27 protein-coding genes and 3 pseudogenes are annotated in these 24,808 nt (G+C 56.1%); 26 read left to right on the top strand and 4 right to left on the bottom strand.

Annotated features, from left to right (window positions below):
* Positions 1-5: 5 nt before the first annotated feature.
* From AC3WP7_RS23650 to AC3WP7_RS23695, 10 genes and pseudogenes are all read left to right on the top strand, one after another.
* On the top strand, positions 6-845 hold the full coding sequence (locus tag AC3WP7_RS23650; RefSeq protein WP_371917389.1) for a methyl-accepting chemotaxis protein: 840 nt from the start codon (positions 6-8) through the stop codon (positions 843-845).
* 1,278 nt (positions 846-2,123) lie between these two features.
* The gene (locus AC3WP7_RS23655; RefSeq protein WP_102592056.1) at positions 2,124-2,876 is read left to right on the top strand and encodes a hypothetical protein; all 753 of its coding nucleotides are present in this window, start codon (positions 2,124-2,126) and stop codon (positions 2,874-2,876) included.
* Positions 2,877-2,986: 110 nt separating this feature from the next.
* Positions 2,987-3,208 carry a helix-turn-helix transcriptional regulator gene (locus tag AC3WP7_RS23660; protein ID WP_102592055.1) on the top strand — a complete coding sequence of 74 codons (222 nt, stop codon included), beginning with the start codon at positions 2,987-2,989 and terminating at the stop codon, positions 3,206-3,208.
* Entirely contained in the window at positions 3,205-4,065 is an 861-nt protein-coding gene (locus AC3WP7_RS23665; protein WP_102592054.1) for a ParA family protein, read from the top strand. The genes AC3WP7_RS23660 and AC3WP7_RS23665 overlap by 4 nt, the downstream gene beginning before the upstream one ends.
* 13 nt (positions 4,066-4,078) lie before the next feature.
* On the top strand, positions 4,079-5,479 hold the full coding sequence (locus AC3WP7_RS23670) for a ParB family protein (RefSeq protein WP_102592181.1): 1,401 nt from the start codon (positions 4,079-4,081) through the stop codon (positions 5,477-5,479).
* 11 nt (positions 5,480-5,490) lie between these two features.
* Positions 5,491-6,051, top strand: coding sequence for a DUF2857 domain-containing protein (locus AC3WP7_RS23675; protein ID WP_102592053.1), 561 nt, complete (start codon positions 5,491-5,493; stop codon positions 6,049-6,051).
* Between the two features lie 3 nt (positions 6,052-6,054).
* Positions 6,055-7,128, top strand: a complete 1,074-nt coding sequence (locus AC3WP7_RS23680; protein WP_102592052.1) for an STY4528 family pathogenicity island replication protein — start codon at positions 6,055-6,057, stop codon at positions 7,126-7,128.
* A 152-nt stretch (positions 7,129-7,280) separates the two neighbouring features.
* A complete protein-coding gene (locus AC3WP7_RS23685; RefSeq protein ID WP_102592051.1) occupies positions 7,281-7,997 on the top strand; it encodes a PFL_4669 family integrating conjugative element protein in 717 nt (238 codons plus the stop codon).
* The gene (locus AC3WP7_RS23690; protein ID WP_102592050.1) at positions 7,994-8,500 is read left to right on the top strand and encodes a DUF3158 family protein; all 507 of its coding nucleotides are present in this window, start codon (positions 7,994-7,996) and stop codon (positions 8,498-8,500) included. Before AC3WP7_RS23685 ends, AC3WP7_RS23690 begins: the two co-directional genes overlap by 4 nt.
* A 3-nt stretch (positions 8,501-8,503) precedes the next feature.
* A pseudogene (locus AC3WP7_RS23695) lies at positions 8,504-8,917 on the top strand (single-stranded DNA-binding protein).
* A 94-nt stretch (positions 8,918-9,011) separates the two neighbouring features.
* Here AC3WP7_RS23695 and AC3WP7_RS23700 read toward each other — a convergent pair.
* Together AC3WP7_RS23700 and AC3WP7_RS23705 are read right to left on the bottom strand one after the other, a co-directional pair.
* Positions 9,012-9,263: a DUF1488 family protein gene (locus tag AC3WP7_RS23700; protein WP_102592049.1), complete on the bottom strand. Its 252-nt coding sequence runs from the start codon at positions 9,261-9,263 to the stop codon at positions 9,012-9,014.
* A 22-nt stretch (positions 9,264-9,285) separates the two neighbouring features.
* A complete protein-coding gene (locus AC3WP7_RS23705; protein WP_102592048.1) occupies positions 9,286-9,684 on the bottom strand; it encodes a hypothetical protein in 399 nt (132 codons plus the stop codon).
* Between the two features lie 445 nt (positions 9,685-10,129).
* Here AC3WP7_RS23705 and AC3WP7_RS23710 point away from each other — a divergent pair, with 445 nt between their 5' ends.
* The 16 genes and pseudogenes from AC3WP7_RS23710 to AC3WP7_RS23785 all read left to right on the top strand — a co-directional run.
* A complete protein-coding gene (locus AC3WP7_RS23710; protein ID WP_102592047.1) occupies positions 10,130-10,609 on the top strand; it encodes an STY4534 family ICE replication protein in 480 nt (159 codons plus the stop codon).
* Positions 10,610-10,660: 51 nt separating this feature from the next.
* Positions 10,661-10,960: a hypothetical protein gene (locus tag AC3WP7_RS23715; RefSeq protein ID WP_102592046.1), complete on the top strand. Its 300-nt coding sequence runs from the start codon at positions 10,661-10,663 to the stop codon at positions 10,958-10,960.
* 356 nt (positions 10,961-11,316) lie between these two features.
* Positions 11,317-12,009, top strand: coding sequence for a TIGR03759 family integrating conjugative element protein (locus AC3WP7_RS23720; RefSeq protein ID WP_102592044.1), 693 nt, complete (start codon positions 11,317-11,319; stop codon positions 12,007-12,009).
* Positions 11,994-12,536: a transglycosylase SLT domain-containing protein gene (locus tag AC3WP7_RS23725; RefSeq protein ID WP_102592043.1), complete on the top strand. Its 543-nt coding sequence runs from the start codon at positions 11,994-11,996 to the stop codon at positions 12,534-12,536. Before AC3WP7_RS23720 ends, AC3WP7_RS23725 begins: the two co-directional genes overlap by 16 nt.
* 71 nt (positions 12,537-12,607) lie before the next feature.
* A pseudogene (locus AC3WP7_RS23730) lies at positions 12,608-12,937 on the top strand (integrating conjugative element protein); the annotation flags it as partial.
* A gap of 1 nt (position 12,938) precedes the next feature.
* Entirely contained in the window at positions 12,939-15,032 is a 2,094-nt protein-coding gene (gene traD, locus AC3WP7_RS23735) for a type IV conjugative transfer system coupling protein TraD (protein ID WP_102592041.1), read from the top strand.
* Positions 15,029-15,766 carry a TIGR03747 family integrating conjugative element membrane protein gene (locus AC3WP7_RS23740; RefSeq protein WP_102592040.1) on the top strand — a complete coding sequence of 246 codons (738 nt, stop codon included), beginning with the start codon at positions 15,029-15,031 and terminating at the stop codon, positions 15,764-15,766. Before traD ends, AC3WP7_RS23740 begins: the two co-directional genes overlap by 4 nt.
* A 105-nt stretch (positions 15,767-15,871) precedes the next feature.
* Positions 15,872-16,213, top strand: coding sequence for an integrative conjugative element protein, RAQPRD family (locus tag AC3WP7_RS23745; protein ID WP_207240094.1), 342 nt, complete (start codon positions 15,872-15,874; stop codon positions 16,211-16,213).
* Positions 16,210-16,443, top strand: coding sequence for a TIGR03758 family integrating conjugative element protein (locus tag AC3WP7_RS23750; protein WP_102592038.1), 234 nt, complete (start codon positions 16,210-16,212; stop codon positions 16,441-16,443). The genes AC3WP7_RS23745 and AC3WP7_RS23750 overlap by 4 nt, the downstream gene beginning before the upstream one ends.
* A gap of 16 nt (positions 16,444-16,459) precedes the next feature.
* A complete protein-coding gene (locus tag AC3WP7_RS23755; protein ID WP_102592037.1) occupies positions 16,460-16,792 on the top strand; it encodes a TIGR03745 family integrating conjugative element membrane protein in 333 nt (110 codons plus the stop codon).
* A 10-nt stretch (positions 16,793-16,802) separates the two neighbouring features.
* Positions 16,803-17,201, top strand: coding sequence for a TIGR03750 family conjugal transfer protein (locus tag AC3WP7_RS23760; protein ID WP_102592036.1), 399 nt, complete (start codon positions 16,803-16,805; stop codon positions 17,199-17,201).
* On the top strand, positions 17,198-17,854 hold the full coding sequence (locus AC3WP7_RS23765) for a PFL_4703 family integrating conjugative element protein (RefSeq protein ID WP_102592035.1): 657 nt from the start codon (positions 17,198-17,200) through the stop codon (positions 17,852-17,854). The genes AC3WP7_RS23760 and AC3WP7_RS23765 overlap by 4 nt, the downstream gene beginning before the upstream one ends.
* A complete protein-coding gene (locus AC3WP7_RS23770; protein ID WP_102592034.1) occupies positions 17,851-18,660 on the top strand; it encodes a TIGR03749 family integrating conjugative element protein in 810 nt (269 codons plus the stop codon). The genes AC3WP7_RS23765 and AC3WP7_RS23770 overlap by 4 nt, the downstream gene beginning before the upstream one ends.
* Entirely contained in the window at positions 18,650-20,026 is a 1,377-nt protein-coding gene (locus AC3WP7_RS23775) for a TIGR03752 family integrating conjugative element protein (RefSeq protein ID WP_102592033.1), read from the top strand. Before AC3WP7_RS23770 ends, AC3WP7_RS23775 begins: the two co-directional genes overlap by 11 nt.
* A complete protein-coding gene (locus tag AC3WP7_RS23780; protein WP_102592032.1) occupies positions 20,004-20,408 on the top strand; it encodes a TIGR03751 family conjugal transfer lipoprotein in 405 nt (134 codons plus the stop codon). The genes AC3WP7_RS23775 and AC3WP7_RS23780 overlap by 23 nt, the downstream gene beginning before the upstream one ends.
* A gap of 14 nt (positions 20,409-20,422) precedes the next feature.
* Positions 20,423-23,152, top strand: a pseudogene (locus AC3WP7_RS23785) (conjugative transfer ATPase); the annotation flags it as partial.
* A gap of 94 nt (positions 23,153-23,246) precedes the next feature.
* Here AC3WP7_RS23785 and AC3WP7_RS23790 read toward each other — a convergent pair.
* Positions 23,247-24,413: a restriction endonuclease gene (locus AC3WP7_RS23790; protein WP_102592030.1), complete on the bottom strand. Its 1,167-nt coding sequence runs from the start codon at positions 24,411-24,413 to the stop codon at positions 23,247-23,249.
* A gap of 71 nt (positions 24,414-24,484) precedes the next feature.
* Positions 24,485-24,781: a hypothetical protein gene (locus AC3WP7_RS23795; RefSeq protein ID WP_207240093.1), complete on the bottom strand. Its 297-nt coding sequence runs from the start codon at positions 24,779-24,781 to the stop codon at positions 24,485-24,487.
* Positions 24,782-24,808 lie beyond the last annotated feature (27 nt).

Genomic DNA, 24,808 nt, shown 5'->3' on the forward strand with positions numbered 1-24,808 from the left:
GCTCGATGCTCGAAGTCGCTACGACCACTCGGCATATCAATCAGGTGGTCGAAGAGGTGCACAGCAGTTCGATTGTCTCGCTGGCCAGCTGCGATGAACAAAACCAGCGCAGTACCAGCATTGCGACGTCACTCAATGAGCTGGGAGCCACGGCGCAGGAAATCGCAAGGAACGCCTCATCCGCCTCGGTGCAGGCTTCGACGGCAAAGTCTCAAGCGGTGGAGGGCCAGGTGGTACTGGCCAGGACATTGGCGGCGATCAAAGAGTTGTCTGAAAAAATCCGGCTCTCCTCCGGCCGAATAGAGGTGTTGAACGGCAAAACGGTCGACATCGGCAGGATTCTCGACGTCATCAAGAGCATTTCCCAGCAGACCAACCTGCTGGCGTTGAATGCGGCCATCGAGGCAGCACGTGCAGGTGAAGCCGGTCGCGGTTTCGCCGTGGTCGCCGACGAAGTCAGGAGCTTGGCCCACAGGACCCAATCGTCCGCCGAGGAAATTCAACAAATGATCGAAGAACTTCAGTCGGACTCCCGCACATCCGTGACCACCATGGATGAGAGTCAACAATTCAGTGCGCAAAGTATCGTGATTGCGACGCAAGCAGGGGAACGTTTTGATGCTGTCACCCATGGCATTACCCACATCGACGGCGTCAACCAGTCGGTGGCCGCAGCGACAGAGGAGCAGACCTCGGTGATCGAGTTGCTCAACGTCGATATCGTTGAAATCAACGCACTTAACGAACAATCCGTGAACTGCCTGAATACAACATTGGAAGCCTGCAAACAGTTACAGCAACAGTTTTCCGGACTGTCGCAGCTGGTGGAGTCGTTCCGGGTGTAAGGGCGATGTGATGACCGGTATGGCGTGCGTTACTCAGCACGCCATGCCTCATCTGTAGGGTGCAACCTTTACGAACGGTCAAATACCGAGGGCTGTATTTCTCGATGCTGATGCTGAAAGGGGCGAATAGCGTTCGATTGAATCAATGTCGAGGCCGTTGAACAGGCAATGCCTGAGGACGCTGTCCACCTCGAAGTGCAGTCCACTCTTTTCAGCCCCAGTTATATATTTTTCTTCCATATCGATGTAAAGCGGATACCCGTCAACGATTTCGGTTGTGGTAAACAAGTGATCGATGATCGCCTTGTCGAATAGTATTGACCATAGGCCGCTCTTAAAAATTTTTCTATGTAGTCTCTCGTCAAAGCCTCGGCGGATGCCCCCTAGCATCCACATCTTGCAGAGCTCACGGGCGTGTTCACCGCTGAAGCTGCAGCCAAAACTAACGCTCGCATGTAAGATCTCAGCGGTTTCAGAAAAATCAGCTGGATCAACGTGACGACCTAGTTGAGCCGGTGCTTGGAACAGTTATGATAAGGCTCACAATGGGTAAGGTATCTTCACTCATCAAACACCTACGGACTAAATCCACGGCGTTAAATGGTCATCAAGAACTGTTTGGGGAGGCTGCGCCCACATCAACATCGGTGCGATTAGTGTTAAAATTTTGCATTTGGTGCGAGTGAATGCCATATGTTTTTTACACTGCCCGAGTATGAGTAAAGCGGGCATCTCAACCTCGCCCCTTTCGCCCTCCAAAGTCTCAGCTCCATGTCGAAGCACATCGCTCACCCACTGGCAACCGGAATTCACCCATTCCCAAGCATATTGAGCTAACCAGAAAATGACAAGCCGCGCAACGGTTCGGGAATTGTGCATCACGTTAAGCTTAAGCACATTCATATAGCCTCTAGTCCTAAGTTTACGACTTTCAATGATGCTGTCGAGAATCCTGGTTCTCGACTGAAAAAATAACTCTGGTGGGTGCATCCTTTAACTGCAAGAGCTCAATCCCGCTACCAAGATATTCCAATGTGTAGAGCTTCATCCAAGACATGGTCGACGGAAATTAGATTTATACATTCCGTTTTCTACCTGCGATAGACATTGAACCAACTCTTACAATAGAAAACTCTTATTCCGCCGTCCCAGACGATCCTTGCCGACAGACAACCAAAAACAATATTGAGATAAAATTCGTTAAATTGGATCCAATTTCAATATATGACGTTATAGACGCAGACGTCAGTTCCAAGTGACGGTAAAAGGGACTAAAGAATGTACGACAAGGATAGCTGCGAGCACTCCTTCAAGTTGTTCTATCACCCCATCGAAGCCGCAATCAGATGGTGTGGCCTACAGGCTCATGAGCTAAAAATTATCACTGTATACAACAAAGAACCCCGCTCTTTGAACTCAGTGTTTCCGGAATGGCCATGCCTTCATCTAAATATGGAAAAGCTACTCGATGCGATAGTGAATAGGGATCTTCCTTATGGATCACTGGGCATCACAGTGGTGCCTGGCACGCAGGTCCCTCCGGAAATTCTCACGCTGCGGCACAGCGATTTAAAGGAGTGGATGAAACACTACTACCCGGATCAGAAACCTTCCTTTTTGTTCGACGAAATGGAACGCTCCACTCATACCGCCATCAGCATAGGGGCATTTCACGTTCTACAAGCCGAGCGGGATGCGCTGCAAATCCAAGTCAACAAGCTAAACGCACTTCATCAAACCTTGCATGAACAATTCGTCGCCGCAGTGGCTGAGCGCGATTCCTTGTTACAAAGGGTCGACGAGGAGTCACCGTTGAACGAACGCAGCCAGCGCGGCTATGAATGTGTGCTTGGCGCGGTTTTGCAGGTGATATTCAGCCGCTCGCCTGCTGGCAAACGCTACTCCGTGTTTGACAGCCAAGACTCTTTGGTTAGCACCATCGTCGCCCATAGCGGTGAGCTGTTTGGCATCAGCAAACGCAGCCTGGATACCAAATTCGCCGCTGCGCGGCGCCGACTGAAGGCCCCTTAACAAAAAATTGCAGCTGCAACTTGGCAATTGCCAGTGCAATGACGAGCGGAATGCACTGCCCTTCACTGTGCCTACCTGGCTAAGGCCAACGACAGCGTAGGAGTTTACAAATGTCCAATGACTGCACCGTGCCGTTCACTGATCGACGCATCCTGCGCCGTGACGAAGTCGAGCGCATCACGGGTTTCAAACGCTCACACCTGTACAGCCTGATGAAAGACGGCCGCTTCCCCGCTGCCAAACGAATCGGAATGCGTGCAGTGGGCTGGGATTCCCATGAGGTCCATTGCTGGATCAGCGAACGCCTCGCTGAGCACTCACAAACACCATGAACGTCTTGTCGATTGTCTCGACCAAAGGCGGCGTGGGCAAAACCACTACCGCCGCGAACCTGGGTGGTTTCATCGCTGACGCCGGATTGCGAGTTTTGCTTCTCGACCTGGATGTACAACCGACACTGTCCAGTTACTTTCAGTTGAAGCACCGCGCGCCCTTCGGCGCCTACGAACTGTTGGCATTTAACGAGCATCACCTGGAAAAGCTGGTGTGCCACACCACTATTCCGCGTCTTGACCTGTTGTTATCCAATGATGGGCAAGGGCAACTCAACACGCTGTTGCTGCACGCTGCTGATGGGCGACTGCGTCTACGCAATCTACTGCCGTTGTTTCAGGAGCACTACGATCTATTGTTGATCGACACCCAAGGCGCGCGCAGCGTTTTGCTCGAAATGGTGATTTTGGCTTCAGATCAAGTGATATCACCGGTCACACCTGAAATATTGGCGGCTCGCGAGCTGCAGCGAGGAACCCTGAAATTACTCAGGGACCTGGCGACCTATCAGAACCTCGGCATATCCCTCCCCCCTTTGAGCCTACTCATCAACCGCGTGCACCCTGTCTCCGCCAACGCACGGTTGATTCAATTCACGTTGAGAAAGGTGTTTTTGGATCAGCCCGGAATTACGGTGCTCGATACAACTGTCCCCGCGATTGAGGCCTATCCCCGAGCGGCAACCCAACAGCAGGCGGTCCATCGCGTTGAGATGCGTCGCCCTAGCGGGCGATTAGCGCCGGCAGCTCTGGAGACCATGCGTTCATTGGCCTGCGAACTGTTTCCGCAATGGGAGGCACGCTTCAAAAAAGTCGGCGAAAAAAAGCTAGAGGGCAGCGGGCATGCCCACGTTTGAGGAGGTTCAGGCCATGGCAGAACAGTTGCAAGTGCCCGGCTTTTCCCCTGCGCAGGCGCCGGAGGCGGCCTTAAGTGACCCGGTGGCTGATACGCCAATGGTTGTGACGCTGGAGCAACTGCGGCCTTATGAGCTGGACCCGCGGGTTACCCGCAACCCACGCTATGGCGAGCTCAAGGAATCGATTCGCGAACGTGGCCTGGATGCGCCCCCCTCCATTACACGTCGCCAGGACGAGGCATTTTTTATCATTCGTAATGGCGGCAACACTCGCTTGGCCATTCTGTGGGAGTTATGGCGTGAAACCCAAGAAGAACGCTACTTTCGTATTCCCTGCTTGTTTCGCCCCTGGCCTGTACGAGGTGAAATTGTCGCTTTGACCGGGCATTTGGCCGAGAGCGAATTACACAGTCGGCTGACGTTCATCGAGCGTGCATTGGGAATAGAGAAATCACGCGAGCTTTACGAACAGGAGTTGGCACGGCGGATAACGCAGTCGGACCTTGCACGGTTGTTGTCTGCCGATGGTTATCCAATTGCACAATCCCATATCAGCAGAATGCAAGATGCCGTGCAGTTTTTGCTGCCGGCAATTCCAAAAATCTTGTATGGCGGTTTGGGACGTCATCAGGTCGAGCGATTAGCAACTTTACGCCGGGCGGCAGAGCGCACATGGGACCAGCATCGCAGTGGCAAAACGGATACGTTGGTATTTTCCGACGTATTTCAGGACGCGCTGGCCCCCTTTGACAATCAACCCGAACAGTATTCGTTTCCGCGGTTGCAGGACGAGTTGATCGGCCAAATGGCCGAACATCTCGGGGTCGATTACAACACCTTGGCTCTGGATATTTCCATCGTCGGAAGCCGTCAGCTCGCGCTCACCCGCATGCCTGAAACGACTGAAAGCACGGCTCCAACACTGCCACTCCCGGGATCACCACCACAACAACCTCAGAAACCTGTGGTCATCGAACGACTGGCGGCCATTCAAAAAATGGTAGCTGAACAAAATGAACCGGCTGGTGAGCCTCTGTCGTTACCCGTGAACACCGACAGCCTCTACCCGATCAACGATCTCTGGCGTATCGAGCCCAGCCTGGATGTACCTCACCGCCTGCGTATTCATATCGCCCAATTTGCCAGGGAAATCGCCGGCAGCATTGGACAGGAAAACGACCTGCAGGCTGTCGATCACAGTTACGGATTTCAATGCAGCGCCGACGCCACTTTGGTCAGCTCAAATACCCTGAAGCTGCTGCACGCCATGGTTACGCCAGGTATTTCCGTCGAACTTCATACTCTGCTGATTCAGTCCGGTACTGCAGAAGGTCTGGACGATGACAGCCTGATCAAGCTTTTCCGTCTGATACGGCTGGCACGCCGCCTACACCAAGTCGAACATTTCGCCTGAGGGAGGACACCATGTTGATGCCACATCCACTGAACCAGGCAGTGATCATCCAGGCCTTGCATGACTTGCGTAACGGTCAATTGCGGCGATGCAAAGCCATGGGTTTCAGTGACAGTGACCTGGCGGCGCTCAAGCAACCAGCGCTGGTCAGCCTGTTGCTCAACTCTCAGGCCCCGTGGTGTACCGTCAGCGTCAACCATGGCGTCATTGAACGAATACTGCGCCAGGCCGATAACACCGCCGAGGAAGTGGCCAACGTGGACCGCATGCTGCGTCTCGGAGCAAGCACCGAAATGGTCTGCGCCTTTTACGGCCTCACCCACCAGGAAATCGCACTGCGTCGAGACATCCTCGGGCTGCCCAAACGCAAAGGCCGCCACCCAGTGCTCACCGAAGATCAAGAGACCGAACTGTGGCACCAATGGAAACCCCAAGTGGATACCCGCGCCATTGCGCTAAATGATGATCAAGCGTTGCTCGCGCTGGCGCTCGACCTCGCAGAGAGCCTTGGTCATCCGGCTTCGGTGATCTGGGCCGCCGGCCGCAGTTGGATAGAACAACAGTTGGTATGAATCATGTGCCCTCGCGAACCGCCGAGCCCCGGCACTTCAACGGGCGATGGTTTTCTCTTCAGCGGTAACCGCCATGAAACCGTGCCGCGCGCCCTCTTTCTGGATATCCGGCTTACGCCACTTGAGCGCAATGCCTGGCAAATCATCCGTCTGCAACTGCTGGACAATGGCACTATGGTTTTCCCCTCCTACGAAAAACTGCGTCCCTTTCTTGCGTCTGTACCCTGCGGCGCCAAGGCGTCCCATGAAACCATCGCCAAAGCGCTGACCATGCTGCGGCTGTCACGCTGGTTGAGCCTGGTGCAACGCCGTCGTGATGCCAGGACCGGGCGGATACAGGGTAATCTGTACGTACTGCACGATGAACCACTGACGCCATTCGAGGCCTTGCAACTGGATCCGGAGTACCTGGAATTGGTGAGCCATGCACTGGACCATCTGAGCAAAGCCGTTCAATGCGTGGCAGTACAGGTTCTGAAGGAAATCAGCGTTGACCCGTTGCTCCAGGGCAAGCTCTTGCCCACACGGATCCAGTTGTTGATGCAGCGGTTGGACGGTGTCTTTCTCGAGAGCATTGATTCCGAATCCGAAGCAGGTACAGACCACCGTCTTCGGACTCAGTCACCCCGCACTTCGGAATCCGAAGCAGGCAACAAACCCACGCCCCAGCACCCTCTTCGGATTCCGAAGCACGTCAGTACAGTAAGTACAAAAGCCATAAAAAAAGTACGTACTGAAACGACCGACCTTCGCTGGCCCAGCGTTTTCAACACACTCAAGCCGGCGCAACAATCGGCGGCCCGTATCGCGCTGGGCCAGCTAGGTATCGACCTGCAGCAAGCAGTGCTGGATGAGTGGAGCGCGCGTTGCCGCAATCAGCAGGTGCACAACCCTGCGGGCTACCTGTTCGGGATTATTCAAAAAGCGCTTAAGGGTGAATTCACCCCCTGGGCCGCGCCCACCAAAACCTCGGCCTCTTGTATGCCTGAAGCGCCTCAACGGACTCCCCGTGACCCTGAAGTCGCCGAAACGCATATGGCTGAATTACGCGCGCTGTTTCGATTACGCGATCGCTGATTTCTGCGTTGTTATCCCCTGGGGATAGGTCCAACAAGTGCCGTTGCGTTCCACTTCTAAAACCGGTCGCCCTTCACCACCGATTGATCACTGACAGCCTTCTACGCAGTTCCGAAGCTACACGCTTCTATCCCCATCGAGCGTTGGCAACCATGGACAACGACCAGCCCCCCGTACTCGGCGCATTGCGCAGCAGCATGGAATTGACCCTGCACACCCAGCGTGCCACCAGCATCTGGCAAGGCCGAACACCCGCCGAGGGCCGCGCGGGCATCATCGGCCTGAATGGTTTCATCACGATCATGAGCAAAATGAAGCGTGGCGCCGAATTGGATGACCCGTATTCAGATGCCTGGATGCTGCGTATCGAAGACAAACTCAACGACACCAAAGATCGGCTGCGCGTGCTCAGAGGCCAGGTTGATCAGACACTGGCCGATGTTCCGCCGGAGCTTCATCTGGGGGAAAACTGCAACCTACATCCGATCAACCTGCCGCTATTGATCAATGCCCAGTTGGGTTTCAAAGCCGTTTACCTGCTGGCCGATTACGACAACCTCGCACGTCGCCTGATCCTCGCCCACCACACCGCACTGATCGATCGCAGCACCCTGGCGCGTTGGCTCAACGACGGTGCCCATGCGTTGCGCAGCCTGTTCAGCCTGGCCCAGCAATATCGGTACTCCGGTTGCCGGCGCAGTGACTTTACCGCCAACAACGCTCTGGCGCGCACCGCCCGCGAGAGGTTCGGCGACCTGCCGCAAGACATCTTCGACGGCACTCGTCGTTCGCAGTTTGCGCCAGCGGTTATCCCGTCAGATGGAGCCAGCACCACCACTGAATCAACCGATCAGGAGCACGACTTATGATCCCGGTCTACTTCAAAGCACTGGAACCTGTGGACTACCAAGCCCTGGAACAGACAGCCTACCTAAAAGGCCTTTTACAGCCTTTTAAAGGTAAGGGGAGTCTGGAGATCTGGGCCAGCGACTGTGCACAGCTACGGGATGAACTGATCGCACTTGCTGCACGGAAAGTTCTGGCGCAAGCGACAGCCTACCCCTTCAATCGTCTGCCCATTCAACTGGCCCAGCAAGCAACCAGCGCCGGCACAACCTTTCTACGCTGGCGCAATCTGGACCGCAGTGCGATGGGCGTAACGCTGTGGGAAGAACTGATCAGCAACAAGGCTACGCCCGGCGTATTGATTGATGACCTGTACGCCCTGGAACTGCAGCGCATCGTCACCAATATGCAGATCAGCCTGAGCCACACCCTTTCCCGTCAAGCCTTCGACTGTGCACAGAAAATGGCACGGGCAGAGGAAGCCTACCTGCAACGTGCCAACCGACCTGGCAATCCCGAGGAGTAACCCATGAGCACGCATTTTTTTGGTGAAGGCAATATTGGTTCCGCGCCCGAGTATCGGGAGTTTCCCAACGGCAATGAAGAGCCACGGCGGTTGCTGCGGCTGAATATCTACTTTGACAACCCTGTACCGGTTAAGGACGGCTATGAAGACCGTGGAGGGTATTGGGCCCCGGTTGAGATTTGGCATCGCGATGCGCAACGCTGAAGCGAGATTTATCAGAAAGGCATGCGAGTGTTGGTGGAGGGGCGCACGGTGAGGGATGCGTGGGAGGATCAGGATGAGAATGAGCGGGTGACGTTTAAGGTAGAGGCGCGGCGGGTGGGGATTCTGCCCTATCGGGTTGAAGCTGTAACGCTAACCCGAAAAGCGGCATCACCGGACACGGAACTACTTACGAATGAGGGCGAAGACATTTGATTTTCTGACGTTGAGGCAGGAGATTAAAGGGCGACTGCCTTATCTCCAGACCTCCTCGCGCCCTTTAACGCCCTTAGGCTAATACAAGCAGGCCCTATACAACGTCCGCACTGAAAATCTGTATAGGAGAGGTCTGACCTGCGAGAATTTTCTTCTTAGCAATATCCCGTATACGATGAACGTTGGAAGAATATTGAACTAGCTTTTGAGCGAGAGCATTACTAGGATTGATATCTTGCAGCGCCTCGTCAGAAACGATGCACAAGAACGCCTGTCCATCGACCTCAGCCGCGAAATTAACCCCAGTTAATGTTTCTGCATGCTGATCGGAAAAAGTGATTTTCATTGTTTGTATCCAGAAAATGGTCTTATGAAAGTGCCTGACGCTTGCCAGCAGCAACAACTAACTGAGCAATATTTTCGTCCCAGCCTGCCGAGCTAACTAAGAGCTCTTCGCTGAAAATTTCAGGGAATTTTAAGATCAGCGCAAGCTCACAGAGGAACTCGCTTGTAATGCGCCATCTGCTAATACGGTGCTCGTATACATCGGCGATAAAGCGTTGCATAGCACCGGCTTGTTTAGTCAAAAACTCGTCGAATTCATCAAGATCTTCAACGTTCGCTGTATCAAAAAACCATACCAGCCCGCCAAGGGAAATCGGAGGGAAATCCCCCTCAAAGCCAACCCTATCGGCAAACAGTCGTAAACGTAATAACTCTTCTGATTTTTGAATGAAGTCTTTGATCTGCGTAGGTGTAACGCTCATTGCCAGCTCCCTTTGACCGTCTACTTCCAGGAAAAATTGAACCCATACCGCTTCATACAACAGCGATCATCGAAAAATAATACTGATCATCCGATCTCGATTCAAATTCGGTAGGGATCAATTCATTCAGGTATCAAAAAATGGAGGCTTTGGGAGACCCATTTCTAAAATGACAACGACTCCTCCACAGCCCATCCTGCTGTACATGTCCGCTGACTCTTATCAGCAACATGCCCAGGTAGTCCCGGTCTTCAAGGCTACGACGCCGCTCCGGCGGCGCTGACCTGACCAGTTCGCACTTGCACCCCCCGCGCGAACGCTCATTGCAGTTTGATGATGGATGCTCCCTCTTCTACCCGGATCTCACGATCCATAACCCCAACGGGACTGACCTCCCTTTGGGGCTCGGTGTGTCCCGTTTTGCGCTTTCCTCTGGAGGCACGAAATGACCACTGAAACTACTCAACCCAGCTACTTCGATTTGCATATCTCCGGCCTCGGTTATCTCAACCGCATTCGGGAAGTCACTCCGAAAAAAGGCCAAGCCTTTCTCGCGTGCGATATCGCCGCTTTGACTGGGCCGAGCACCGACGTGAACTACTGCCGTTTCGACGTGCGGGTGTCCGGCGCCGAGGCTCAGGATCTCATTCGTCGATGCGTGCCAGCGGTGACCGCTGAACGCAAGGTGCTGATCGGCTTTCGCCTGGGCGATTTATGGGCAGATGTTTTCACCTATGCCAAAGGCAAGCATGCCGGCCAGCAAGGGGTGAGCCTGAAAGCCCGATTGCTGTTTGTCAGCTGGATCAAGATCGACGGCGTGGTGGTTTACAAAGCCGAACCCAAACCACGGGATGAGGCTGCTGAAGAACTATCGCCTGCCAGCTCCTCCGAGTCGCTACCTGACGCAGCCATAGCGTTCTTCTGATCGTCACGGTCCTTAACTAGAGGGCCTTGAAGGGCCCATGGGAGTTTTATCATGTCCTTAGTCAATAACACGCAAGACGATTCAATACTGTCGCTCGGTATCGCCGGCATGACACCCGGTGTCGAAGCGTTGGTGAGTAGCGGTCAGCTGGAGCCATTGGAATACCTGATGCGCCATCTGCAAGGCGACTGGGGTGACCTTTGTGAAGAAGACCGGCAGACCAATGCTGATGCTCTTATTTACGGTAACCGTGTGCTTTCGTCGTACAACCTTCCGGATGGTCAATGCCTGTGGATCATCACTGAAGCTAATCGCAGCATCACAACGCTTCTGCTGCCAGAAGAATATTGATGCCAGTAACACTCACCAGACGGCCTCTTCGGAGGCCGTTTCATTTTGAACACGGGTATGCGTCGACACGGTTTGTGTGAAGTCATTAGAACGAGCAATCGCCAAGCTGGGCTCACTTCTTGCGATTGAGCACACACCATGGCGCTTCACTCATTTCAGACACTCCCAGCGCTGCTGTTGTGCAGTACGTTGATCAGCGGCTGTATGACGCCCGCCCCGGCTCCCATGGAGCCTATTGTTGTTGAGCTAGCACCGACGCCTACCCCGGTGATTCGCTCCGGTCGTTACACCTTGGTGGAAATTTGGCCCGAACAGTTCTGCCAGACGGTGCCTGCCAAGCCGCTGGAGCAAGCGCCATGAGCTTGGCGAGACTGCTCGCAGTAGCCCTACTGAGTACGACGGCTAACGCTGATGTTCAATTCATCGACAGTCCAAGCCAGTCCTCCACCATTGTTCCGCTGAGCGAGGCCGAATTGGCGCAGGCTTGGCAACTCACCACTGAGGAATGGGCCAGGTATCGCCAGTTGATGCAGGGGCCTCTCGGTATTTACTCACCCAATCTGGACCCGCTCAGTGCACTAGGCATTGAGGCGGGATCACTGGATGAACGCCAGCGTTACGCTGCCATGCAGGTACAAGCCGAAGCTGCACGCGTGGAAAAGCTAGTGGCCTACCAACGCGCCTACGATAATGCTTGGGCTCAACAGTTTCCGGGCCAATTGCGGGTAAATCTATCCGGTTCTCCTGCCGCTTCCCCGCTATCAATCGAGCGCCTCGCGGTGTTTGTCAGCGATGAATGCCAGCGTTGCGAGCGAACGATCCAGCAACTGCAAACCACCCATACTGCTTTTGACCTGTACCTGGTGGGCAGTCAGCAAGACGACAACCGCATTCGCCAATGGGCACAGCGCGCAGGCGTCGATCGGGATAAGGTCCGCGATCGCCGTATCACGCTAAACCACGACAATGGCCGTTGGCAGTCACTGGATATCGCCGGAGAGCTGCCCGCCGTCCTTCACCAGGTAGACGGGCAATGGCTACGTCAGTGATGAGAGTCAGCCTGTGCCTGTTCTGGGCGATTGCAGCCAACGCCCAGCCTCCAGCCTATGAGGATGCGGCGCAAAAAGCCGGTATTCCTGCCGTGGTGCTTTATGCCGTCGCCTTGCAAGAAAGCGGCATCACTTTACGCGGCCAAACCATTCCATGGCCCTGGACGCTGAACATCGCCGGCGCTTCTTACTACTACCCGACGCGTGCTCAGGCTTGCAGTGCAATACAAACCGCGCTGGAGCAAGTGGCACCCACTCGCATCGATGCGGGTCTGGCTCAACTGAACCTGGGCTATCAGCAACACCACTATCAACACCCCTGCGAGCTACTCAACCCCTACCGAAACCTGGCAGTCGCCGCCTCTATCTTACGACAGCATTACCGCCCCGAAGAAAGCTGGCTGGCGGCCATCGGCCGCTACCACAGGCCCGCCGGAGGTGAACTCGCCGTGCGCTATCGCAATCGAGTCAGCGTGCATTTGGCAAGGTTGACCCATCAGAGCCCTACGGGAAGCAGATCGCAGTGAGCAGATCAAAATATCTATGGCTACTGGCGACCTTGAGTCCTTTCGCATGGGCGCAAGAGCCCACTTCATTTAGTGAGACCGACATGCTGCCGGTGCGATCGGCTCTGCTCACTCCGGGAGAGGTCAGCTTCCGGCCTTTGGAAGCGCCGGGGCTGCCACCGTTGTTTCTGGTTGGCGACGACCCACGCTCGCGCCACTGGCTGCAACAACGCTATTCGACCTTGCGCGAGCTCGGTGCTATCGGGCTAGTGGTCAATGTCGATACGCCAACCGCCCTGGACCAGTTACGACAATTGACCCCCGGCCTGACTTTATCGCCCGTATCCGCCGACGACCTGGCCCAACGGCTCAACCTTCACCACTACCCGGCGCTGATCACTGCCGGGGCCATCGAGCAGTAAAGTGAGTCAGCAGCACCCGGTAGAAGTTCTGCTGCGCCCTGCCGTTGAGCTGTACAGCGTCGCCGCCTGCAGTGCAGCAGCCGCCATCAGCCTCGCTGCCCCTTGGTCATTGGCATTAACTCCAGAGTTGGGCACCGCTGCGGCACTGGGCTTCGCCAGTCTGGGCGGGCTACGCCTCAGGCAAGCCCAACTTGTGCTCCGTTACCGCCGACAGCTACGGCGCCTACCGCGCTATGTAATGACCAGTCGGCAAATCCCGGTCAGTAACCAACGCCTTTTTCTTGGTCGTGGTTTTCGCTGGGACCAACGCCACACCCATCGTCTGCAGCAAACCTACCGGCCGGAATTTCGCAAATACGTTGAGCCCACCGCGCTGTATCAATCCATTCGACGACTGGAATCGCGGCTGGAGTTTGCACCCTTTCCCTTCAATCAGCTTGCACGCTTCACAGGCTGGGACCATCCGCTAAACCCGGTTCGTCCCTTGCCTCCCGTAGGCGGCTTGCCGCGTCTGCACGGCGTTGAGCTGGATGAAGTTGACGTCACACTGCCGCTGGCCGAACGGGTGGGTCATACCCTGGTGCTTGGTACTACCCGCGTCGGTAAAACCCGGCTGGCCGAGTTATTCATCACCCAGGATATTCGGCGCGCTGAGGTCTGCATCGTCTTTGATCCCAAAGGTGATGCCGAACTGCTCAAGCGCATGTACGTAGAGGCTAAGCGCGCAGGTCGACTGGGCGAGTTTTACGTTTTCCATCTGGGCCATCCGGAAATCTCGACGCGCTATAACGCCATTGGCCGCTTTGGGCGCATCACTGAGGTTGCCTCACGCATCGCCGGGCAGCTCTCCGGCGAAGGCAATTCCGCCGCCTTCCGCGAATTTGCCTGGCGCTTCGTCAATATCATCGCTCGCGCCCTGGTGGAGCTGGGGCAGCGTCCGGACTACCTGCTGATTCAGCGGCACGTGATCAATATCGACGCGCTGTTTATCGAATACGCCGCGCAGTTTTTTGCAAAGCATGAACCCAAGGCCTGGGATGCCATCGTGCAGCTGGAAGCGCGATTGAATGAGAAGAACACGCCGCGTCACATGCTCGGGCGCGAGCGGCGTGTGGTGGCCATCGAGCAATACCTTTCCCAGGCACGGCTGTACGATCCGGTAATGGATGGCCTGCGCTCTGCTGTGCGTTATGACCGCACCTATTTCGACAAGATCGTCGCCTCGCTACTACCCCTGCTGGAGAAACTCACCACGGGCAATATCGCGCAGTTACTGGCACCCGACTACGCGGATTTGAAAGACCCACGGCCGATCTTCGATTGGATGCAGATCATCCGTAAACGAGCGGTGGTATATGTGGGACTTGATGCCTTGTCCGATCCGGAAGTGGCCGCTGCGGTAGGCAACTCCATGTTCTCCGACCTGGTATCAGTGGCGGGTCACCTCTACAAATTTGGTGTGGACGATGGCCTGCCAGGCGCCTCGGCCAACACCAAAATCCCGATCAATGTGCACGCCGATGAGTTCAACGAGCTGATGGGCGATGAGTTTATTCCCATGATCAACAAAGGTGGCGGCGCCGGGATACAGGTGACGGCCTATACGCAAACCCTGAGCGACATCGAGGCAAGAATCGGCAATCGCGCCAAAGCCGGTCAAGTGGTCGGCAACTTCAATAACCTGGTGATGCTGCGGGTACGCGAAACAGCCACAGCAGAACTGCTGACCAAACAGTTACCCAAGGTGGACGTATACAACGCTCAAGTCATGAGCGGCACCACCGACAGCTCCGACCCTCACGGGCAGACGGCGTTTACCTCCAATACCCACGACCGCATCAACACCAACAATGTGCCATTGATTGAGCCGGCGCACGTGGTGGCGTTGCCCAAGGGGCAAGCCTTTGCGCTGCTGGAAGGCGGCCAGCTATGGAAGATTCGTATGCCCTTGCCGGTACCTGACCCCGATGAGCAAATGCCAGAAGACTTGCAGGTATTGGCGGGTTACATGCGTCAGCAGTACGCGCCGACGCAAGCCTGGTGGGTACCGCAATCTGCACCCGATGATGGGTGTGAGCGCAGTCATCACTTATGAATTCGCCAAGCGCAACAGCGCAACGCCAACCGACGCCACCGAGAAGCATCCTGTGGCGATTAGTGATGTTGCCGTTTCATATACTCGGCGCGCTGCTGGGATCATTAATCCTCAGTATTGTTGTCGAGTGCGTGGGCATGACCCTGTTCTGGCAGCAGGAAGGCTGGCGTCATGCTCAAGCGATGCTGACGTTTGAGCTTGATCAGCTTTCCGAGAATTTCACCCGCAGCCTATTGGTTTCCGAGCCTGGGAAAACGGGGGAACGCTGGATGATGCGGGGTTACCAACTCATCCTGGTGGACAGCGGCCTCGCGGCACAAAAGCGCACTGCTCACGAGCAGACACGACGATATAGCTGGGATATTCAGTACTACAGGGGCCGCCTCGCTGCCCTTATTGAAAACTACCTGATCGCCTCGGCTTATGCCGTGCTGGTGTTTGGCGTTCGGTTGATGGTGCTGTGCCTGAGCCTGCCGTTCTGTCTCACCGCGTTATGGGTAGGTGTGATCGACGGATTGGTTCGGCGCGACCTTCGCCGCTTCGGTGCAGGCCGCGAATCGGGGTTTGTTTACCATCGCGCCAAGACTTGCCTCATCCCCCTGACCGCCCTGCCCTGGGCAGCCTATCTGGCCTCACCGGTCAGCATCAACCCCTTGCTGGTTGCCCTCCCAATGACTGTGCTGCTTGCGGTGATGGCCAGTATCACAGCGGCCAACTTCAAAAAGCATTTATAGGCCCTGGCCGAGCTGCGAATCCGGTCTCGACACATGTCCCATTCCCCGCAGCCGGTTGCAAGCTTGCCGATCACTATTCGCCAACACTTCTGTTGGAACACCATGATGGCAACTGTTCTGTTTCGAAGCACACAAGCATTTTGCGCCATCGTGTGGGCGTTTTTACTCACGCCACACGCAGCCTATTCAGCCGATGAGTCAGCACAGCGCACCCGACTGACGCTGGTTATGCGCCAACTCGATTCCATTGAGCGAATGGCGAAACACAGCAGCGTACAGCCTCGTGTCACGCCCTCTCGGTATCACTTCGACTACGAGCGTCTGCATCATGACATTCAACGCGTGCGCCAAGGCATCCAGGATTACCTGTCCCCGCCCCGCGCCCAACCGCGTGATGTGGTGGAGTTGGTGGGTGGCTACCGCAATGAGCAGGAGCCATCTCCGTGACCGCCGCGCAACTCACAGCCTTCCAGGCCAGCGCTGGCTTCACACCTTCGGAGCTGTCCTGGTTACTGCTCTCTGCGCTTTTTGCACTGATGTTGCTGTGGAGTGTCTGGGCGCTGAGCACCGCGTACACCGGTTGGGCCGAGCAGCGCCTTAGTCAACGCCAGTTTTTTGCAGTCGCCGTGCGCGTGGTCGCGCTGTACCTGGCACTGACCTTTTTTCTGCTCTCCTGAAGGGAGAATAAACATCATGCGTACTCGCACAGGGTTAGGGTTCGGCATCGGCCTCCTGCAACCATTCCCGGTATGGGCCAAATTACCCACTATGGAAGATCCCTCTCGCGGCCAGGGCAGCGGGATTATCGAGACATTGCAAAATTACGCCTTCGACATCGTGGTGCTGGTCGCCCTGCTAGTGGTGTCATCGATGTTTATCGGGGTGTGTTACCACGCCTATACACGCTATTCGGAGATCCACTCCGGGCGCTCTACCTGGGGTCAGTTCGGTCTGTCCGTGGCGGTTGGCGCGATCTTGTTGGTGGTCGGTATCTGGCTGCTGACCACCGCCACCGGCATCTTGTGAGGATCGGATAATGAATGCCCAAGCCATTAACGAACATGAAGGCACCGTCCTCTTTCTGCCCCATCGTTTGAATCGCCAACCGGTTGTTGTACGCGGGCTCACGGCGGATGAACTCTGGCTGTGCACCGGACTTTGCGCGCTCATAGGGTTGGCAACAGGAGCGCCACTGGCGTGGCTAACCGGCAGCATTGCCATGATCCCCTCGATGATCGTAACCACCATCGCATTCGGCATTTTTATCGGCGGTAGCGTGCTGCGCCGTCATAAACGCGGCCGGCCGGATACCTGGCTGTACCGACAACTACAGTGGCACCTAGCTCAGCACTGGCCAAGCCTGCAAGGCGTATTCGGCGATGAGGTGTTGATCACTCGTAGTGGTTGCTGGAGCGTGCGCCGAGGTGGCAGATGAGCCAGTTCAAGAATGAAGTCGTTAACCTGCAGGCCCATGTCAGAACCCTGCGTATTGGCGGAGCCGCACTGGTGTTGATTACGCTAATGCTGGGCTTCGGCTGGTGGCAAGCACCAAGGGATCTCACCATTCATATCCCACCGGATTTGCGAGCGGGCAGCTCGCGCCCTTGGTGGCTGGTACCTCCGGAGTCTGTTTACGCCTTCACGTTCTACATCTTTCAGCAACTGAACCGCTGGCCCACAGATGGCGAGGTGGATTACCTGCGCAACGTGCAAGCGTTATCGGCTTATCTCACGCCTGGGTGCCAGGCGTTTTTACTGCAGGACTATGAGTCCCGGCGCAGTTCCGGTGAGTTACGTCAGCGGGTACGTGGGCTGTATGAGATTCCAGGCCGGGGGTATGGCGAAAACCCAATCGCTCGGGTCAAGACGATCTCGAATCAGGACTGGGTCGTGACCCTGGATCTCAGCGTGGATGAGTACTACGGCACTGAGCAAGTCAAACGAGCTCTCGTACGTTACCCCATCAAGGTGCTGCGTCTGGACATTGATGCAGAGCGCAACCCGTTCGGGCTGGTGCTGGATTGCTATGACGGCGCACCACAAAGGCTCTCGCCGACCGCCACCCTGCCTTCGGGAGAAGCGCCATGAAATACGCATGGCTACTTTGGTTGCCTTTGGCGATATCGCCAACCAGCTTTGCCGTGGAAATCATGCGATGGGAGCGGCTGCCGTTAAACGTTCCGCTGCAGTTGGGCGTAGAACGGGTGGTTTTCGTTGAGCGTAACGTGCGTGTGGGCATTCCCGCGCCCCTCTCTAAAAGCTTGCGCGTACAAAGCGCGGCTGGTGCAGTGTATTTGCGCGCTCTTGCACCAATCGAGCCCAGCCGAGTGCAGTTGCAGGATGCCGACAGCGGCGAGCTGATTTTGCTGGACGTGTTTACCGTCGAGGACACCGGGCCAGCACTGGAATCGATCCGGATTGTGGAAAACGCCACTCCGGTCACGGAACCGGCAAAATCCTCAATCACGCCCATCCCTGTCGTACTGACCCGTTATGCGGCGCAAAGCCTGTATGCACCGCTGCGAACCGTGGAAGCACTGCCCGGTGTACGCCAGTTAAAGGTGCCGCCACACATACCCTTGGAGAAGCTGCTGCCAACCCAGCCATTGCGTACAAAGGCATTGGCGAGTTGGCGTCTCCTGAACTATCACGTTACCGCCATTCGCCTGACCAACACCTCAGATCAATGGATCGCACTGGATCCACGGGAGCTGCAAGGCGACCTGATCAGCGCTACCTTTCAGCACCCCGACCTCGGCCCGAAAGGCGACTCCTCCGACACAACCACGGTGTACCTGGTCACCCGAGGCCATGGCCTTAAACAAGCCCTGCCTTCTGCACTCAGCCCCATCGACGCCGCGGTCAACCTTCCGGAGCCCTCCGATGAACAGTAACGGGCTACTCAAGTGGCTGTTGCTGCTTCTGGTCGCATTGGCGGTCGTTGTCGCGATCAATCTGCGCAGTACCAACACCACTCCAGCTGCCAAATCGGAACGTGGTGCAACGCTGACCCCAGAAGAAATGAAAGCCCTGGGCATTGAGGGCGACACGCCTCGCGACACCGTGGCCACCTTGGTCGGCCAGGTCAAACAGCTGCGTCAGGAACTGAAAACATCGGCCTCCGACAGCCTGGCGCAAAAGAACGAAAACGATCGCTTGCGCCAGCGGGAAAGCACCATTGAACAGCGCATGGAAGGCCTGCTGGCTAGCGAACGCAAACGCACGGAAAACACGCGCAGTAATGAGAGGGAGCAGACTCAAGGCCTGCTTAAGGATCTGCAACAGCAGTTACAGGCACTCAGCCAAAAAGATGTCGCAGAGGAACTACCTATCGGCCTGGGCCTGCAAGCGGGTGATGAGCCGCCACCCGGTAAAAACGGGTTGCGTTGGGTTGAGCCGGACGACGCGCGACAACCCGACCTTCAACGCGGCAAGGAAAAAACACCGACCTTTCCAACACGCTTCGGCCCCGCCCAACAGCCATTAAAACAACTGGCCGAGTCGGTGAGCGAGCGCAGTGCAAAAGTGGTAACCCCGCCTACGCCGGTGTACAGCGTGCCGGCCAATGCGACCTTGATGGGCTCCGTCGCCATGACCGCCCTGATCGGCCGCGTCCCCATCGATGGCACCGTCAATGACCCCTACCCCTTCAAAATCCTGATCGGCCCGGACAACCTGACCGCCAATGGCATTGACCTGCCAGAGGTCGCAGGAGCCGTAGTCAGCGGCACGGCCTCAGGTGATTGGACGTTGTCTTGCGTTCGCGGGCAGGTGCGCTCGATCACCTTCGTGTTCCAGGACGGCACCATTCGCACGGTGCCGGATGGCAAAAGCAATACGCAGGATGGCTTGGGCTGGATCAGTGATCCGTATGGCATTCCCTGTGTCAGTGGTGAACGACGCAGCAACGCCCTACAGTACCTGGGCTCACAAGCTTTGATCACCGCCGCCGGTGCTGGCGCGGCCTCTTTGATCAAGAACAATGGCAGTGCCACGTATGTGACACCGGGCAACGGTTCTCTCGGTACCGTCGGCATCACGGGCAACGAGGCCATGGGACGGATATTGGCCAACGGTGTGCAAGAAATGTCGCAATGGGTCAACAAGCTTTATGGGCAGGCCTTTGCAGCAGTGTACGTCGAGCCCGGCGCAAAGGTCGCCGTGCATATTCAACAGGCATTGGCCATCGACTATGACGCCGAGGGGCGCAAGGTCGACCATACAGTGGGAGGTCGCCATGTCATTCCAGAGCTGGATTAAGGTACTAAGCCTTGCAGGGTTTTCTGTGTGGCTCACAGGTTGCTCCACCAGCAGTGAAGAACTGCTGACGCACAACGGCAGTACCATGCTTGATGTTTGGGACGAACACAGCACGCCCTCGGCCCGACAGTTGAGCGAAGCACGCGGGGAATTGCGCCGCCCCTTGATAGAAAATGACGTCTCGCAGGCCGCCTACACCCGTACGGCACAAACCGAGATTTATCAGCAGTTCAAACGCCTGCCGAATCCGGACCTAGTGATGTTTGTCTTCCCCCATCTGGCCGGCAGCGACCCCGTGCCGGTACCGGGTTACAGCACCGTATTTCCCTTTTACCAACGCGTGCAATATGCCCTGCCCGGCGAGCGCGTGGACGATTACTGATGTTTCACTCAAAACGGGGCCCCGCCACTCACGCGGATGAAGAGGCGCTGTACAACACCGCCCCCTCATTTGTGGAACTGCTACCCTGGATTGAATATTTGCCTGACACACAATGCCTGTTGCTTGATGACGGCCGCTCAGTCGCAACGTGCTTTGAGCTGACGCCCATCGGCACCGAAGGTCGTGAGGCAGAGTGGTTGCTACAAGCCCGCGATGCCCTGGAAAACGCCCTGCAAGACAGCTTTGACGAGCTGGATGATCATCCTTGGGTAATCCAGTTTTACGCCCAAGATGAAACGCACTGGCGGAGTTATCTCGATACGCTCAAGGACTACATACATCCGCGTGCTCGCAACTCAGCCTTTACCGAGTTCTACCTGAGGTCGTTTTCCCACCATCTGGACGCCATCGCCAAGCCGGGCGGCCTGTTTGTAGACACCGCACTCACCCATCTGCCGTGGCGTGGGAAAACACGCCGAGTTCGGGTGATGGTGTATCGGCATCTGCCTGGGGCGCCATCTGCCCGGCAAGAAATGTCGCCTGAGATTACCCTGAATACCTTGTGCGAGCGCCTGGTCGCAGGGCTCGCCAATGCGGGAGTGAAATCTCAACGCCTGGACGAAGAGCAAATCCACAACTGGTTGCTGCGTTGGTTCAACCCCAATCCCATCAGACTCGGTTCATCGGCGAATAGTCGGGAACACTTCTATCAAGTAGCCGGCATCCCGGAGACAACCGCAGACCACGACCTCGAACTGGCCAGCGGCAATGACTTCACGCAATGTTTGTTCTTTAGCCAGCCTCGCTCGGATGCCCGCGAAGGCGTGTGGTATTTCGATGAAATGCCACACCGCGTCATCTTGGTAGACCGCCTGCGCAGCCCCCCCGCCATAGGTCATCTGACCGGTGAACGACGTAAAGGAGATGCCACCAACAGTCTGTTTGATCAACTGCCTGAAGACACGGTGCTGTGCCTGACCCTGGTCGTGACACCGCAGGACGCGCTCGAAGCTCACCTCAATCACCTTGGCAAAAAATCCGTCGGCGACACTTTGGCTTCCGAGCAGACCCGTCAGGATGTGCAGCAAGCACGCTCAATGATCGGCAGCGCACACAAGCTTTATCGTGGCTCCGCCGCCTTCTACCTGCGCGCCAAGGACCTCGCCGAGTTGGACGCCCGAGGCGTGCTATTGACCAACGCCCTGCTTAATGCCGGCGTGCAGCCGGTGCGTGAATTGGATGAAGTCGCCCCCCTCAATAGCTATTTGCGCAGCCTCCCCTGCGTGTTTAACCCGGCCAAAGATAAACGTCAGTGGTACACCCAATTGATGTTTGCCCAACATGCCGCACACCTCACGCCCGTATGGGGGCGCAGCCAAGGTACTGGGCATCCCGGCGTCACCTTCTTCAACCGCGGAGGCGGCACGCTGACTTTCGACCCATTGAACCGTCTCGACCGCCAGATGAATGCTCACCTGTTTTTGTTCGGCCCCACTGGCTCCGGTAAATCGGCGACCCTCAACAACATCCTCAACCAAATCACCGCCATTTACCGGCCACGTCTGTTTATCGTTGAAGCTGGCAACTCTTTTGGCCTGTTTGGCGAGTTTGCCCAACGCCTTGGCCTCAGCGTGCACCGCGTCACGCTGGCGTCTGGCTCCGGCGTGAGCCTTGCGCCCTTTGCCGATGCAAAGCGCCTGGTCGAAACACCCCACCTGGTCCAAACCCTTGATGCTGACCACCTCGATGATCAGGATAACGACGAACAGCGCGACATCCTCGGCGAACTGGAAATCACCGCTCGCCTGATGATCACGGGAGGCGAAGACAAGGAAGAGGCGCGCCTCACCCGAGCCGACCGCAGTCTGATCCGCCAATGCATCCTGCAGGCCGCGCAAACCTGCGCGACAGCTGATCGCATAGTACTGACGGAAGACGTCTGCAACGCGCTGCGCGAGCGCAGCAACGACCTCACGCTGCCCGAGACACGCCGCCACCGTTTACAAGAAATGGCCGAGGCCATGGCCATGTTTTGCCACGGCCTGGACGGCGAACTGTTCAACCGCCCCGGCACACCCTGGCCGGAAGCCGACATCACCATCGTCGACCTCGCTACCCTTGCCCGCGAAGGCTACAACGCCCAACTCTCCATTGCGTACCTGTCACTGCTCAATACCGTCAACAACATTGCCGAACGCGACCAGTACCTGGGTCGGCCCATCATCAACGTCACCGATGAAGGCCATATCATCACCAAGAACCCGTTGCTGGCGCCCTACGTGGTCAAGATCATCAAGATGTGGCGCAAGCTCGGCGCATGGTACTGGTTCGCCACTCAGAACCTGGACGATCTGCCTAAGGCCGCCGAGTCGATGTTGAACATGATCGAGTGGTGGATCTGTCTGAGCATGCCGCCAGATGAGGTCGAGAAAGTGGCGCGCTTTCGTGAGCTAAGCCCGGCACAGAAGGCGCTGATGGTGTCGGCGCGCAAGGAGTCGGGGAAGTACTGTGAGGGGGTGATTTTGTCGAAATCGATGGAGGTGCTGTTTCGGGCGGTGCCGCCGAGCTTGCATCTGGCAATGGCGATGACGGAGTCGGAGGAGAAAGCGGCGCGGTATGGATTGATGCAGGAATACGGGATTAGTGAACTGGACGCGGCGATACGGATGGCACAAGAGTTGGATCATGCAAGAGGGATAGTACCGCTGCCATTCGATGGGTATTGCCAGCCCAAGCCCACCTAGAGGTTCACCCGGCAAGCGCTAGGCAAAAGCCAGACCTTCACCCTCATTTGATCCACCAATGGGTTGAAGGTCTGACCGTCCCACTCAATGAGTTTTAATACTCAGCCTCTTCAGCTTGAAACATCTCAATCAGCTTCTGGTTGTAATCATCCAAATAACTTTGAAGGCCCTCGCGATCAACCAGTCGTACCGCCGCAGTGCTGGCCAGTTCCTTCGCGGAGCGGGTGAAGTACGAGTTGGTAACAACCATTGCCTCGTCACAGCCATAGAATGCCTTGGCCGAAATCGCCTGCTGAACAGCGGAGTTACCCACTGAACCGGTATAGTTTTTCGCTTGAATAACCATATTTTTGCCGAAGCGACTCACAAACAGATCAGCGCCTTGATCAGCTGTTTTTTTGGTTTCCTTAACGTCATAGCCAATGGTCTGGCAGATCTCAACCAAGAATGCTTCGAACTGGAAGCCGTCCATCCCGTCAACGAGGTACATCGTAATGAAGCGATTAGGGTTGAAGTGCTCAAGCTGACTTGCCAAGCGCTCTACCAAAATATCGAAGTAAATCGTCTCACACAGGCTAAGCCCTTGTCGGAATGCCTGTATCGGTAGCAGCGGCGTACCCGCGGTGGAGGTCGCCTGCGGATTGAACTGAATACCGGTATGGGCGACATCGTTTTCCCACAGGTAGTAGTAAAACAACGCCAGATCCGCTCGAAAGGTGGTGCCTGCCTCTTCGATCCATGACCTCAGGGTGTCGGAGAGATTGGCTTTGATATGACGGCTAAGCTCTCTGGAGAATCCTAGATAGGCGGAATTGAAGGCCGTCGTCAGAAGCAGCTTATCCAGGAGTGATGGAAGCTCCTCAAGCTCATCGAAGCCCTTGCGGATCAAGACCTCCCGGAACAACTCCCTCTCGGTATAAACACCATTCATCCTCGGACCTGGCGTACCGGAATCATCGCCGCCGCTCGCCCCTTCACGCGTGGTGTGAATAAAGTTGGTGAAGTACGGCTGCTTGAGCTCCGCATACTTCCTCAAGACGTTATTCAGTAAATCGTTGAGTTGGGCCTGTTCTTTCTTTTTGCCCAGAAAATCCTTGATCAGACCTTTCGACCGATATTGAAAGTCAGGGTAGAACGAAGGATCTAAAGGAGTGAGATGGCGGGAGCTCAATTCGGCTGAGGGCGAAAGCTCAGAATTGGAACACCAGGGGCATGCCGTTTCGAAGGTAGTCCTGTTGCATCCATTGCACTGGTAGATCATCGAGATTCTTTCCGTTTTTGAGGGTGAGCTGCGGGTAATGTTGAGCAATGAGCCGGGAAGCGAGACGACTTTTACTGCCCGCAACCAATCATCTGGCCGGTCGGGGTGATCGTACAAATATTCCCCTCACTGTCCTCGGAGTGAACTCCGCGGCTATCGCTCCAGGATCTGATTGAATAGCTGTTCCCTTCACTATCACTCGATTCGATCTCATGACCATTGGCGTAGGGCCGCGTCTCAGTATCCAGTTGATAGGTATTTCCCTCGGTATCCCAGGATTCGACGTGAATGTCGCCATCAGCGTCAGTTTCAACATCCGAACAGACCATGTAATCGTCCTCGCCGAAACATTCAGCGTTGACTGTCATGGCCGCAGAGGCGCCTAGACATGCGAT

It is taken from the genome of Pseudomonas sp. FW305-3-2-15-C-LB1, assembly GCF_058787615.1.

What these genes read in the sequence shown, in the direction of transcription:
- AC3WP7_RS23650 (WP_371917389.1), top strand. Translation starts at nt 6, where the DNA reads ATGCTCGAAGTCGCTACGACCACTCGGCATATCAATCAGGTGGTCGAA.
- AC3WP7_RS23655 (WP_102592056.1), top strand. Translation starts at nt 2,124, where the DNA reads ATGTACGACAAGGATAGCTGCGAGCACTCCTTCAAGTTGTTCTATCAC.
- AC3WP7_RS23660 (WP_102592055.1), top strand. Translation starts at nt 2,987, where the DNA reads ATGTCCAATGACTGCACCGTGCCGTTCACTGATCGACGCATCCTGCGC.
- AC3WP7_RS23665 (WP_102592054.1), top strand. Translation starts at nt 3,205, where the DNA reads ATGAACGTCTTGTCGATTGTCTCGACCAAAGGCGGCGTGGGCAAAACC.
- AC3WP7_RS23670 (WP_102592181.1), top strand. Translation starts at nt 4,079, where the DNA reads ATGGCAGAACAGTTGCAAGTGCCCGGCTTTTCCCCTGCGCAGGCGCCG.
- AC3WP7_RS23675 (WP_102592053.1), top strand. Translation starts at nt 5,491, where the DNA reads ATGTTGATGCCACATCCACTGAACCAGGCAGTGATCATCCAGGCCTTG.
- AC3WP7_RS23680 (WP_102592052.1), top strand. Translation starts at nt 6,055, where the DNA reads ATGTGCCCTCGCGAACCGCCGAGCCCCGGCACTTCAACGGGCGATGGT.
- AC3WP7_RS23685 (WP_102592051.1), top strand. Translation starts at nt 7,281, where the DNA reads ATGGACAACGACCAGCCCCCCGTACTCGGCGCATTGCGCAGCAGCATG.
- AC3WP7_RS23690 (WP_102592050.1), top strand. Translation starts at nt 7,994, where the DNA reads ATGATCCCGGTCTACTTCAAAGCACTGGAACCTGTGGACTACCAAGCC.
- AC3WP7_RS23700 (WP_102592049.1), bottom strand. Translation starts at nt 9,263, where the DNA reads ATGAAAATCACTTTTTCCGATCAGCATGCAGAAACATTAACTGGGGTT.
- AC3WP7_RS23705 (WP_102592048.1), bottom strand. Translation starts at nt 9,684, where the DNA reads ATGAGCGTTACACCTACGCAGATCAAAGACTTCATTCAAAAATCAGAA.
- AC3WP7_RS23710 (WP_102592047.1), top strand. Translation starts at nt 10,130, where the DNA reads ATGACCACTGAAACTACTCAACCCAGCTACTTCGATTTGCATATCTCC.
- AC3WP7_RS23715 (WP_102592046.1), top strand. Translation starts at nt 10,661, where the DNA reads ATGTCCTTAGTCAATAACACGCAAGACGATTCAATACTGTCGCTCGGT.
- AC3WP7_RS23720 (WP_102592044.1), top strand. Translation starts at nt 11,317, where the DNA reads ATGAGCTTGGCGAGACTGCTCGCAGTAGCCCTACTGAGTACGACGGCT.
- AC3WP7_RS23725 (WP_102592043.1), top strand. Translation starts at nt 11,994, where the DNA reads ATGGCTACGTCAGTGATGAGAGTCAGCCTGTGCCTGTTCTGGGCGATT.
- AC3WP7_RS23740 (WP_102592040.1), top strand. Translation starts at nt 15,029, where the DNA reads ATGAATTCGCCAAGCGCAACAGCGCAACGCCAACCGACGCCACCGAGA.
- AC3WP7_RS23745 (WP_207240094.1), top strand. Translation starts at nt 15,872, where the DNA reads ATGGCAACTGTTCTGTTTCGAAGCACACAAGCATTTTGCGCCATCGTG.
- AC3WP7_RS23755 (WP_102592037.1), top strand. Translation starts at nt 16,460, where the DNA reads ATGCGTACTCGCACAGGGTTAGGGTTCGGCATCGGCCTCCTGCAACCA.
- AC3WP7_RS23760 (WP_102592036.1), top strand. Translation starts at nt 16,803, where the DNA reads ATGAATGCCCAAGCCATTAACGAACATGAAGGCACCGTCCTCTTTCTG.
- AC3WP7_RS23765 (WP_102592035.1), top strand. Translation starts at nt 17,198, where the DNA reads ATGAGCCAGTTCAAGAATGAAGTCGTTAACCTGCAGGCCCATGTCAGA.
- AC3WP7_RS23770 (WP_102592034.1), top strand. Translation starts at nt 17,851, where the DNA reads ATGAAATACGCATGGCTACTTTGGTTGCCTTTGGCGATATCGCCAACC.
- AC3WP7_RS23775 (WP_102592033.1), top strand. Translation starts at nt 18,650, where the DNA reads ATGAACAGTAACGGGCTACTCAAGTGGCTGTTGCTGCTTCTGGTCGCA.
- AC3WP7_RS23780 (WP_102592032.1), top strand. Translation starts at nt 20,004, where the DNA reads ATGTCATTCCAGAGCTGGATTAAGGTACTAAGCCTTGCAGGGTTTTCT.
- AC3WP7_RS23790 (WP_102592030.1), bottom strand. Translation starts at nt 24,413, where the DNA reads ATGATCTACCAGTGCAATGGATGCAACAGGACTACCTTCGAAACGGCA.
- AC3WP7_RS23795 (WP_207240093.1), bottom strand. Translation starts at nt 24,781, where the DNA reads ATGACAGTCAACGCTGAATGTTTCGGCGAGGACGATTACATGGTCTGT.